The 11,510-nt window shown below is 65.2% G+C and carries 12 protein-coding genes; 6 read left to right on the plus strand and 6 right to left on the minus strand.

The genetic code is table 11. From position 1 onward, the window contains the following. The first annotated feature begins 42 nt into the window (after window positions 1–42). Both cobT and FJ988_RS26985 read left to right on the plus strand, forming a co-directional pair. On the plus strand, window positions 43–1,941 hold the full coding sequence (gene cobT, locus FJ988_RS26980; RefSeq protein WP_140821732.1) for a cobaltochelatase subunit CobT: 1,899 nt from the start codon (window positions 43–45) through the stop codon (window positions 1,939–1,941). Continuing rightward, a complete protein-coding gene (locus FJ988_RS26985; protein ID WP_140821734.1) occupies window positions 1,938–2,963 on the plus strand; it encodes an esterase-like activity of phytase family protein in 1,026 nt (341 codons plus the stop codon). The genes cobT and FJ988_RS26985 overlap by 4 nt, the downstream gene beginning before the upstream one ends. 19 nt (window positions 2,964–2,982) lie before the next feature. Here the strand turns inward: FJ988_RS26985 and FJ988_RS26990 are convergent, their stop codons facing one another. The 4 genes from FJ988_RS26990 to rpmB form a co-directional block, all read right to left on the minus strand. Next, entirely contained in the window at window positions 2,983–4,740 is a 1,758-nt protein-coding gene (locus tag FJ988_RS26990; protein WP_140821736.1) for a GtrA family protein, read from the minus strand. A 181-nt stretch (window positions 4,741–4,921) separates the two neighbouring features. After that, on the minus strand, window positions 4,922–5,593 hold the full coding sequence (locus tag FJ988_RS26995; RefSeq protein ID WP_140821737.1) for a hypothetical protein: 672 nt from the start codon (window positions 5,591–5,593) through the stop codon (window positions 4,922–4,924). Then, window positions 5,590–6,276 (minus strand): queuosine precursor transporter, encoded by a 687-nt coding sequence (locus FJ988_RS27000; RefSeq protein ID WP_140821739.1) that lies wholly within the window; start codon window positions 6,274–6,276, stop codon window positions 5,590–5,592. Before FJ988_RS27000 ends, FJ988_RS26995 begins: the two co-directional genes overlap by 4 nt. A 102-nt stretch (window positions 6,277–6,378) precedes the next feature. Beyond that, window positions 6,379–6,675, minus strand: a complete 297-nt coding sequence (gene rpmB / locus FJ988_RS27005) for a 50S ribosomal protein L28 (protein WP_140821741.1) — start codon at window positions 6,673–6,675, stop codon at window positions 6,379–6,381. Window positions 6,676–6,932: 257 nt separating this feature from the next. Here rpmB and FJ988_RS27010 point away from each other — a divergent pair, with 257 nt between their 5' ends. From FJ988_RS27010 to FJ988_RS27020, 3 genes are all read left to right on the plus strand, one after another. Continuing rightward, entirely contained in the window at window positions 6,933–7,721 is a 789-nt protein-coding gene (locus tag FJ988_RS27010) for a DUF3108 domain-containing protein (protein WP_140821743.1), read from the plus strand. An 87-nt stretch (window positions 7,722–7,808) separates the two neighbouring features. Beyond that, on the plus strand, window positions 7,809–8,696 hold the full coding sequence (locus tag FJ988_RS27015) for a DMT family transporter (RefSeq protein WP_140821745.1): 888 nt from the start codon (window positions 7,809–7,811) through the stop codon (window positions 8,694–8,696). Beyond that, a complete protein-coding gene (locus FJ988_RS27020) occupies window positions 8,693–9,364 on the plus strand; it encodes a lysoplasmalogenase (protein ID WP_140821747.1) in 672 nt (223 codons plus the stop codon). Before FJ988_RS27015 ends, FJ988_RS27020 begins: the two co-directional genes overlap by 4 nt. Here FJ988_RS27020 and FJ988_RS27025 read toward each other — a convergent pair. Then, complete coding sequence (locus FJ988_RS27025) at window positions 9,361–9,795, minus strand: cupin domain-containing protein (RefSeq protein WP_140821749.1); 435 nt, start codon at window positions 9,793–9,795, stop codon at window positions 9,361–9,363. The two genes, FJ988_RS27020 and FJ988_RS27025, sit on opposite strands and share 4 nt — an antisense overlap. A 64-nt stretch (window positions 9,796–9,859) precedes the next feature. After that, entirely contained in the window at window positions 9,860–10,627 is a 768-nt protein-coding gene (gloB, locus tag FJ988_RS27030) for a hydroxyacylglutathione hydrolase (RefSeq protein ID WP_140821750.1), read from the minus strand. 99 nt (window positions 10,628–10,726) lie between these two features. Here gloB and FJ988_RS27035 point away from each other — a divergent pair, with 99 nt between their 5' ends. Then, entirely contained in the window at window positions 10,727–11,503 is a 777-nt protein-coding gene (locus FJ988_RS27035) for a class I SAM-dependent methyltransferase (RefSeq protein WP_140821752.1), read from the plus strand. Window positions 11,504–11,510: the final 7 nt, after the last annotated feature.

An 11,510-nucleotide genomic window follows, 5' to 3' on the forward strand; every position in this document is an offset into this window, starting at 1 on the left:
GGCCTCCGGCCTTTCAGCATGAAATCGCGCAGGGAATGATGAATGGCGGGTCCGGGCGACAACACGCGCAACAAGCCGAAAAACGGGTCTGAAGCGGACAGCTTCAAGCGCGCCGTCACCGTCTGTATGCGGGCCGTCGCCGGCGACAAGGATCTCGAGGTCGGTTTCGCCAAGGATCGGCCGGCGCTGGCCGGCAGCCGCGCGCGGCTGCCCGAATTGCCGAAGAAAGCCACCCGCAACGACATCGCGATCACCCGCGGCATCGGCGATTCCATGGCGCTCAAGCGCGCCTGCCACGATCAGCGCATCCACACCAAGCTGGCGCCGGAAGGCAAACTGGCGCGTTCCATCTTCGACGCGGTCGAGCAGGCGCGCGTCGAGGCGATCGGCAGCCGCGCCATGCAGGGCGTCGCCGACAATATCGGCTCGATGCTCGAGGACAAATACGCCAAGGCGAACCTCGTCGACGTCAAGGACAAGGCCGACGCGCCGCTCGAAGAGGCGATCGCGCTGATCGTGCGCGAGAAGCTCACCGGCCGCGCCGTGCCGAAGAGCGGCGAGCGGCTGGTCGATCTGTGGCGCCCCTGGGTCGAAGAGAAGGCGAGCGGCGATCTCGACGGCCTGTCGGCCAAGCTCGACGACCAGCAGGCATTCGCGCGCGTCGTGCGCGACATGCTGGTCTCCATGGAGATGGCCGAGGAGCTCGGCGACGACCAGGAGACCGAGGACTCCGAAGACAGCGAGGAAAACGAACAGCAGGGCGAGGACCAGAGCGAGGAAGGCGGCGAGGAGGATTCCGGCTCCGAGCAGTCGCAGTCCGAGGATGCCGAGGCCTCCGCCGACGAGGAAGAATCGGCCGAGACGGAAGCGACCGACGCCACCTCCGACGATCTCTCCGACGAGGACGATGCCGACGCCGAGACGCCGGGCGAGGCCAAGCGCAACGACAACCCGTTCCTCAACCTGCCGAAAGAGATCGACTACAAGGTCTTCACCACTGCCTTCGACGAAACGGTCGGCGCCGAGGACCTTTGCGAGGAAGAAGAACTCGACCGGCTGCGCGCTTTCCTCGACAAGCAGCTGGCCAATCTTTCCGGTGTCGTCGGACGGCTGGCCAACCGGCTGCAGCGGCGGCTGATGGCACAGCAGAACCGCTCTTGGGATTTCGACCTTGAGGAAGGCTATCTCGATCCGGCGCGGCTAGTGCGCGTCGTCATCGATCCGATGCAGCCTTTGTCCTTCAAGCAGGAGCGCGACACGAAATTCCGCGACACGGTGGTGTCGCTGGTGCTCGACAATTCCGGCTCGATGCGCGGCCGGCCGATCACGGTGGCGGCGACCTGCGCCGACATCCTTGCGCGTACGCTGGAGCGCTGCGGCGTTTCGGTGGAGATCCTCGGCTTCACCACGCGGGCCTGGAAGGGCGGGCAGGCGCGCGAAAAATGGCTGAAGGACGGCAAGCCGCCGAACCCCGGCCGCCTCAACGATTTGCGCCACATCATCTACAAGTCCGCGGACCATCCGTGGCGGCGCGCACGGCGCAATCTCGGCCTGATGATGCGCGAGGGCCTGCTCAAGGAAAACATCGACGGCGAGGCGCTGCTTTGGGCGCATAACCGGCTGATCGGCCGTCCCGAGCAGCGCAAGATCCTGATGATGATCTCGGACGGCGCGCCGGTCGACGATTCCACGCTCTCGGTCAATCCGGGCAACTATCTGGAGCGGCACCTGCGCGGCGTCATCGAGCTCATCGAGACGCGCTCGCCGGTCGAGCTTTTAGCCATCGGCATCGGCCATGACGTGACGCGCTATTATCGCCGCGCCGTCACCATCGTCGACGCCGAGGAACTGGCCGGCGCCATGACCGAGCAGCTCGCCTCGCTGTTCGGCGAGGAAAGCGCGCGCGACACCCGCCGCGGCGGCCTGCGGCGCGCCGGATGATCTTTCCTGGCCGGTATGCGCGGCGGACGCTTTTCGCCTGCATGCTGGTCTGCGGCGCGGTCCTTTCTCCGGCAATTGCCGCCCAACGCGCTCCGATCGAGGCGGTCGAGGTTGCAGCGCGGCCGATCAATCAGTTCCATATCGGCCATGACGAGACGCGGTTCGGCACGCTCGAATTCGTCGGCGGGCTGGAAATGAGTTCGCCTTCGCGCGATTTCGGCGCGCTGTCGGCGTTTCGGTTCCTGAAGCCCGGCGGCGATTTCATCGGCGTCGCCGATACCGGCTTCTGGTTCTTCGGCACGATCACGCGTGACGCCGACAAGCGCCCTTCGGGCATCGCGAATTTCCGCATGCAGCAGATGGTCGACGCTTCGGGCCAACCGATCGACAAGAAGTGGGAGGTCGACGCCGAAGGGCTGGCGGTCAAGGACGGCATCGCCACGGTCGGCTTCGAGCGCGACCAGCGCGTCGCCCAGTTCAAAATCGACCCCGACAACATGAAGGCGCCGTTCAGGCAGCTCGATTTCCTGGTGCCGGCGCGCGAGCTGCGCCAGAACCGCGGCTTCGAGACCGTCACAAACGCCAATCCCTACGGGCAGCATGAAGGCGGCCTGGTCGTTGTCTCGGAGCGAAGCCTCGACAAATCGGGCAATGTCTACGCCGCGATCATCGAAGGGCCGCACAAGGGCATCTTCACCGTCAAGCGCAACGGCGACTTCGACATCACCGACGGCGCCTTCCTGCCGGACGGCGACCTTCTGCTTCTGGAGCGCAGCTTTTCGATGGCGCGCGGGGTGAAGATGCGGCTGAGGCGCATCTATGGCGAGAGCGTCGAGAAAGGCGCGATCGCCGACGGGCCTGTGCTGCTTGAGGCCGACATGGGCTACCAGATCGACAATATGGAAGGGCTCGACGTCTGGACCCGCGACGACGGCGCGGTGATGGTTTCGCTGATGTCCGACGACAACCATTCGATTCTGCAGCGCAACCTCTATCTGGAGTTCATTCTCCACCAGGACTGAGCGCGCTTTTTCAGATGTTTCAGCGGACTTTGTAAATCTCGATCGGCTTGCCGGCGGTCGCGCTGTCCAGCTCGAGCCAGTCCGGCGCCTCGCCGCGCAGCAATTGTGCAACCAGGCCCGAGGGCGCGTCTTTCGCGAGAGAGATTTCTTCGGTGTTGTCGCGGCAGATCGCGATCAGCCGGACATGCTCGCGCTCGATGATGGTGCGCGCGGCGTCCGGCGTCCCCATGAAGGCGTCGAACATGGCGAGATTGCCGGCGATGTTGCGGTGATAGGGGCCGGCCAGCGCGTGGTGGCCGGTGAACATCAATATGCCCGAGCCGAGATTGGACGAAGCAAGCACCGTGGTTGCCGGCATGGCGGCAAGATTGCCGAAGTCGCCAGGTTTGCCGCAGGTGACCGCATGGTCCGCGTCGGAATTGATCTGAGGCGGGGTTTTCTGGACCACGGACTGCGCGGCCGCGGCGACCCCGGCCCAGGTGGCATTGAGCGAGACCAGCCAGGCCGCGGCAATGCGGATAGCGCCTGCCTGCAGGCGGATTTTCGCGATCCAGGCCGAGAGCGGCAGCACCGCGAAGGCCACAGCGAAGGTCGAGGCGCGCACCTCCCAGAGGCTGACGGCGAAGGCGGCGACGAGCAGAGCTGCGGCAATTGCTTCTTCGCGGCGCAGGCGGCGGCTGCGAAGCTGGAAGCCGATCAGAAGGATGGCGATGAAGGGCGTGACGTAGCGCGCCGCCATGAGCTTCGGCTGATTGACGGCGACGCTCCAGAAGGGCTGCGCCTCGACGACGTCGTTCAGCCAATAGGTGCGGATGCGCTCGTCTATGCCGGCATAGGGCGGCGCCAGGCATTGCGGAAAGAACACGACCACGATGGCCGCGACAATCGCCGCCAGCACCGCCATCAGGATGAGCCGCGACCTGACCGTCGAGCCGGCAGACATGCCGGCGATCGCCGCGATGCCGAAACCGGACAGGGCTGCAACCGCGAACTGGAAGGACGAGAAGGCGTCGCACTGGGCGACGCTCCAGGCGGACGGCCGGATGGTCGCGACGAAGACGATTGTCGCGATGCCGGCAAATCCGAGGCCAAAACCCCGTGCCGTCAGACGCTCCCTTTCATCGAGGATGAAGAACACGGCGGCGCAGATGCCCAGCACCGCCACATAAGGGGCAGTTTCCATGCCGACGGCAAGCGTCAGGCCCGCGCAGACGCCGGAAAGCAGCGCGGCCGGCCGCCAGAAGGGCGCTTCCATCAGTAGCCAGAGGCTCGCCGCGGTCAAAAACACCTGGACATTGTGATGGTCGATCACGCCCGGGCTGAAGATGAGCAAGAAGAAAAGCCCGGCGGTCGACAGGATCAGGGAAGGCATCGCCACATCCGTTCCGGCGAAGCGGCGCGCGGCGCGTATGATGACGAAGATCGTCAGCCCGTAGAGCAGGGTCGGCCAGATGATCTGCGCGGCTCTTTCCGCGGTTTGCGCGCTGGCGCCCAGGGCCTCGGTGGCAAGGATGATCAACGCGATCGGTCCGTCGACCAGCCGCGACCAATGCATCAGGAAGCCGCCCGACAGGCCCATCCGGTATTGATGCAGGTCGAACCAGCTCTGGCCGGCGAGCAGGTCTCGAACCTCGACCAGCTGCAGCATGCTGTCATTGTCGGAACCATAGTCGACAAGCGTCGGAAAGCCGGACACCCAGTTGATCGCCAGCACCACCAGCATGGCGCAGAACGCAAGCAGGAGATCGTGTTTCCAGCCGGTGCCTTGCGCGGTCATGACTTGTCGCGGTGTTCCCAAGCAATTCCAGGAAAAGTGCGAAGCGGTTTTCCGTCCGGAATTGCGTCCTAATCAAGAGAGAGGTTTTCGCGATCCTGCACCATTGGGCGTAACAAAGCGTAAAGCGGGCAGGAAGCGAGCGGCCGGTATGAGAATCAGCGGCCCTTGGTTGCAATCCAGATTACGGCTTTGCCGCAATCCAGATCACGTGGCGGGCGCCGCGCTTGGCGCGGGCGCGCACATTGATCTCTTCGACGGCAAACCCCGCCTGTTTCAGCCGCCGCGTGAAGCCGCTGTCCGGTCCTTGCGACCAGACCGCAAGCAAGCCGCCGGGCTTCAGGGCAGCAAGCGCGGTTGCCAGGCCGGCGGCGTTGTAGAGCCGGTCATTGCCTTTGTGGACGATGCCTTCGGGACCATTGTCGACATCGAGCAGGATGGCATCCCAGGCGGCCTTCCCGGCCCCGATCAATTGGCCGACATCGGCCTCGCGAATGGCGACGCGGGGATCGTCGAGGCAGCCGGCAAAAATCTCGGACATCGGGCCGCGCGCCCAGGCGACGACCGCCGGGACGAGCTCGGCGACAGTGATGGCGGCATCGGCGCCGAAGGCGGCGAGAGCGGCGCGCAAGGTGAAACCCATGCCGAGCCCGCCGATGAGGATGTTTGGGCGGAGGCGGCCGGCAAGCCGCTGACAGGACAGCGTGGCAAGCGCTTCTTCGGAGCCGCTGAGGCGGCTGTTCATCAGCTCATTGGTGCCCAGCATGATCGAGAATTCGGCGCCGCGCCGCTTCAGGCGAAGTTCCTGCGCGCCGTCCGGCGTGCGGGCCGAATCGAGCTGGACCCAGGGGATCAAGGTGTTACGACTGCGGCCGGCTGGCTCCAGCGCGCCGCAAGCAGACGGTAGGGGATCAAGGCGACAACGGCGATGATCAGCTTGACCGAGAGATCGCCCAGCGCCCAGGACACCCAGCGCATCGTCTCGACCGGGAGCACGCCCATCAGCGGCGCGGTTTCGAGCGCGAAGCTGTCGTTCGGCCCGACAAAGGAGAAGGCGGCTGAAAAGGCGACACCGAAGAAGACGATGGTGTCGAAGACAGAGCCGACCAGCGTGCCTATGATCGGCGCGCGCCACCAACTCTGCCGGCGCAGCCGATTGAACACCGTGACATCGAGCAACTGCGCGGTGAGGAAGGCGGCGCCCGAAGCAGCGGCGATCCGCACCAGTCGGTCGGCGGCGGTCTCGAATTCGATCAGGCCGTGGCGGAACAGGAAGGGCGGGATCAGGATCGAGCAGGTCACCGCGGTCATGAAGCCGATGAACACCACCTTGCGCGCCACGGCCGGGCCGTAGCGGCGGTTGGCAAGGTCGGTGACCAGGAAGGAGAAGGGATAGGTGAAGGCGCCCCAGGTCAGCACGTCGGCCAGCGCCAGGCCGCCGACCTGGCCCTGCATCGGGAACTGCACAAGGATGTTGGAGGCCACGACGACAAGCGCCATGGCGGCCACGAAAGGCAGATATCGCGTCAGGAAGTTCATTTTTTTATCCTGGGTAATGGAACCAGCCGAGCGTTGCCGCTCGCCAATACCGAGCACCGGATCGCTCCGATACCCGAGGCGGTCGTCCCCCGCCTGAAATTGTTAAGCGGCCGGCTGCTCGGCGAGCTTCTTGGCGATCTGCTTCTTGAGCAGACGGGCGCGCTGCGACAGCTCCTTGGCGTCGGCCTTCACCAGGAAGGCGTCGAGGCCGCCGCGATGCTCGACCGAACGCAGCGCGTTGGCCGAAATGCGCAGGCGAACGTTCTGGTTCAGCGCTTCCGAAATCAGCGTGACATTGACCAGGTTCGGCAGGAAGCGACGCTTGGTCTTGTTGTTGGCATGGCTCACATTGTTGCCGGTCTGGACTGCCTTGGCGGTGAGCTCGCAGGTGCGGGACATTTTGTATAACCTCAGTTCTAAGCCTGCCAAACCATTCTGCCCGCGCCGGGCGGCGCGCGGTCTCGGTCAGGCGGCCTTTGGAAAAGTTGGCGTTCCATAGTGGCATTTCACCACTGCGTCAAGCTCCGGCAGGTGGCCGGCGGTCAGGCGCGCTCCATATTAAGGCCGGATTTCACCTTATAAGCCCTCCACGAAGGGATTTGCCAGGCTGGTACCTTTGCGTTTCCGGCCGAAAAGCCAGGGGTTCGCCAGCCGCCATGCTCCGTCCGTCTCATGCACTTGCCGCGCTGCTTGCCGCAGCCGCGCCGGCAACAAGCTTCGCCGCCTCGCCGCAATCCTTCAAGGGCGAATATACGGTGTCCTTCCTCGGCCTTTCGATCGCCAGAGCAAGTTTCTCCAGCCGCTATGAAGGCAATAATTATGCGATCGACGGTACGGTCTCGGCCGCCGGCCTCGGCAAGCTTTTCGACGACACCAAAGGCACGATCTCGTCGAAAGGCACCATGTCGGATACGCAGATGCAGCCGCAGGTGTTTCGGGCCGACTACACCTCCGGCAAGAAGGCATCGCTGGTCGACATCCGCTTCACCAACGGCGCCGTCACGTCGACGCAAGTCGTGCCTGCGCCCGGCAAGCGCAATCCCCAGACCTGGGTGCCGATGGGCGCCGGCGACCTGAAGGCGGTGCTCGACCCGATGGCGGCAACCGTCATCCATGCCGACAGCCTCGACAAGGTCTGCGGGCGCACCGTCAAATTCTATGACGGCGAGATGCGCGCCGATTTGACGCTGACCTATGCCTCGAAGGGCTCGATCTCGGTCAAGGGCTACAAGGGCGACACCGTGACCTGCAAGATGGGTTTCGAGCCGGTGGCGGGCTATCGCAAGGGCCGCAAGGCGCTGGAGTTCCTGAAGAACAAGAGCCGCATGCTGGTGACGTTTGCGCCGGTCGGCCAATCCGGCGTATATGCGCCGATCCGCGCCACCGTCGGGACCCAGATCGGTCCGTTGACCATCAGCGCGGGACGGTTCGAAGCGGTCAACTAATCTAGTTTACGCAATTCCGGACGGAAAACCGCGAAGCACTTTTCCTGGAATTGCTTTGCGGCGCCCGGCGCGCCGCCGGGGAAACGCATGGGGCGCGCAACATTGATCGGGTTCTCGGCGGTCGCCATGTGGGCGCTGCTGGCGCTGCTCACCGACGCCTCCGGCCAGGTGCCGCCCTTCCTTTTGTCGGCCATCACCTTCGCCATCGGCACCTGCGTCGGGCTCGCTGCCCGGCTGCTGATGCCGGCGTCCGACAAGAGCCAGAAGATACCGCCACAGGTGTGGGTGATCGGCATCGCCGGGCTGTTCGGCTACCATTTCTTCTACTTCACCGCGCTGCGCAACGCGCCGGCTGTCGAGGCGAGCCTGATCGCCTATCTCTGGCCGCTGCTGATCGTGCTCGGCTCGTCGCTGATGCCGGGCGAGCGGCTGGCCTGGAACCATGTCGTCGGCGCGTTGCTCGGCCTTGCCGGCACGGTCCTGATCGTCACCAAGGGCGGCGGCCTGGCTTTCGACGCGCGCTATGCCTTCGGCTACGCGATGGCCGCGGTCTGCGCGGTTCTGTGGTCGTCCTATTCGCTTTTGTCGCGGCGTTTCCCGTCGGTGCCGACGTCGATCGTCACCTGGTTCTGCGCAGCGACCTCGGTGCTGTCGCTGGCCTGCCATCTGCTGCTCGAGAAGACGGTGCTGCCGGATGGCCCAGGACAATGGCTTGCGGTGGTTGGACTGGGATTGATGCCGGTGGGCGCGGCCTTCTACGCTTGGGATATTGGCGTCAAACGCGGCAACATCCAGGTGCTGGGCGCTGCGAGCTACGCCGCGCCGCTTCTGTCGACGATGGTGCTGATCGCAGCCGGCGTCGCCGAGCCGTCGCGGCACATTCTCGCGGCCTGCGTGCTGATCACCGGCGGCGCGGCACTCGCGGCGAAATCGCTGCTGATGCGCAAGCCGGCGGCCAGAGAGGTGAGCGCATGATGCCGTTTCCCGGCGGCATCGAGGCCAATGCCAACGCGACGCTGCTGTTCTCGTTCGTCGCGGCGGTGATCTACGCCTTTGCGCTCGACATGCCGCCGAAATGGTCGCGTACAGCGACAAAGACGGCCGCTATCGCCTTTCTGGCGGTGCTCGCCGCGATGCAGGGCGGCCCGCTGCTGTTGGTCGCGGCGCTGGGCTTGAGCGCCGTCGGCGACGCCTTCCTGTCCAGCGACGGCGAAAAAGAATTTCTCGGCGGGCTGGCGAGCTTCCTCGCCGCCCACATCGTCTATGTCGCGCTGTTTGTGCAGGCCGGCGGCGGGCTCGGCCTGTTGAGCGCCGAATCGTGGCGGGGCGCGCTCGCGCTCGCCATGGCGGCCTTCGTCATCGTCATGCTTGCCGCGCTCTGGCGCCGCGTCGGACCGCAACTTCGCATCCCGATCGCCGTCTACATCGCGGCGATCCTGGCCATGGGCATATCTGCGCTCACCACCGACAAGATCTGGGTCATCGCCGGCGCGGTGCTGTTCATGGCGTCGGACGGGCTGCTGGCGACCGAGCGTTTCCTGCTCGCGGCGATCTCGCCGCAGCGTGTCTGGATGCGCTACGCGGTCTGGGTGCTCTATTACGCCGCGCAACTGGCGATTACGCTTGGGTTCCTGCTCGTTTAGGCAGTCTTCGGCTGCCAGCCCGGCTCCGCCAGCTCGAATGCGGCAAAATCAAAACCCGGCGCCACCGTGCAGCCGACCAGCGTCCATTCGCCGAGGCTGCGAGCCGACTGCCACCAGCCGGCCGGCACGACGATCTGCGGTCGCTCGCCGGCGGCAAGGGCTGCGCCCAGCACCTGCTCGATGACGTTACCCGAGCCTTCCTCATGCATCGACAGCGCCAGCGACGCGCCGGCATAGAAGTGCCAGACCTCGGCGGCGTCCTTCACCCGGTGCCAGGCCGAAAGCTGGCCTTTTTCGAGCAGGAAGTAGATCGCGGTGGAATGGCCCCGCCCGCCCGCCGCGGTGTCGCGAAAGGTCTCCGCGTACCAGCCGCCTTCCGGATGCGGTTGCAGGTCAAGCGTTGCGATGATTTCGGCGGCGCTGGCGGTCATGCGAAGTCTTTGCTTTGATGCATGTCGTTACCCCAAAACCGCTGCACACTTTGGGCGACATACATCAGAAATTGTCCTTGCGCTTGCGGATCTCGGCGAACACCTCGGCGTCCGAGGCCTTTTCCATGCCGAGATGCTTGCGGATCGCCGGATCGTGCCAGCGCAGGAACGGATTGGTCGACAATTCCTCGCCGATGGTCGTCGGCAACGTCGGTTTGTTGTCGGCGCGAAGTGCTTCGATCTTCGCCGCGCGCTCTCTCAGCGCCGGATTGGTCGGGTCGACCGTCACCGCGAAGCGGGCGTTGGCCAAGGTGTATTCGTGACCGCAATAGATGGTCGTTTCGGCCGGCAGGGCCGCGAGCTTCTTCAGCGACTCATACATCATCGGTGGCTTGCCTTCGAACAGGCGGCCGCAGCCCAGCGCAAACAGCGTGTCGGCGGTGAAGGCCAATTTCGAATCCGGCAGGTAATAGGAGACGTGGCCGGCGGTGTGGCCGGGCGTCTCGATGACCTCGATCCGTTCGTCGCCAAGATGCACGACCGAACCTTGTTTCACCGTCTCGTCGATGCCGGGGATCTTCGCCTTCTCGGCCTCTGGCCCGACGATGCGCAGCTTGAAGCGCTCCTTCAGCGCCAGATTGGCCTCGACATGGTCGCCATGATGATGGGTGGTCAGGATCAGCGTCGGCGTCCATCCGGTGCGCTTGATCGCGGCCAGGATCGGCGCTTCCTCCGGCGCATCGATGATCGCCGTCTGGCCGCTTTTGGGGTCGTGCACCAGCACGCCGAAATTGTCGGTGCGGCACATGAACTGCTCGATTTCGACGGGCATCTCGTTGCTCTCCATTGTCGCGGCAGACATAGGGCGCTTGCCCGCCGATGTCATCGGGCTTTGTTGAACTTAGGCTTCTTCGCGGCTACCGTCCCGCGCATGCATTCGGATATCGTCGATCTGCGCTCCTTCTATTCGACCACGCTCGGACGCCTGGCAGAGCGCTCGATCACCATGGCGCTGTCGTCGATCTGGGCGACGGTGCCGAACGAGCGGCTGGTCGGCCTCGGCTATACGCTGCCGTGGCTGGAGCGCTTCGGCGCCGATGCCGAGCGTGTCTTTGCCTTCATGCCGGCAACGCAGGGCGCGGTGGTGTGGCCGGCGACCGGGCCGTCGGCGACCGCGCTGGTCTTCGACGAGGAATTGCCGCTGGTCGATTCCTGCATCGACCGCGTGCTTTTGGTCCATTCGCTCGAACATGCCGAGAATCCGCGCGAGACCCTGAACGAGATCTGGCGGGTGTTGTCGCCGGCAGGGCGCGTCGTCATCGTCGTGCCCAACCGGCGCGGCGTGTGGGCTCGCTTCGAGCACACGCCCTTCGGCAACGGCCGGCCGTTTTCGCGCGGCCAGATCACCGAGTTGCTGCGCGAGGCCAACTTCACCCCGGCCACATGGTGCGACGCGCTGTTCTTCCCGCCTTCGCCGCGCCGCTTCATGATGCGCTTCCACAATGTGCTGGAAAAGGCCGGGCGGCGGTTCTGGCCGATCTTTTCCGGCGTCATCGTCGTCGAGGCGCAGAAGCGGCTCTACCAGGGCGTGCCGGTGGCGCAGCGCGCCTCGCGCCGCGTTTTCGTGCCGGTCTTCTCGCCGCAAGGCGCGACGCGGCTCGGCCGGCAGGCCGCCGATCCCGCGCCGGGACGGGTGACGCGTTCGTGATCGCGGC

It is taken from the genome of Mesorhizobium sp. CU3, assembly GCF_006442965.1.
In the GTDB taxonomy this organism is placed as follows: Bacteria; Pseudomonadota; Alphaproteobacteria; order Rhizobiales; family Rhizobiaceae; genus Mesorhizobium.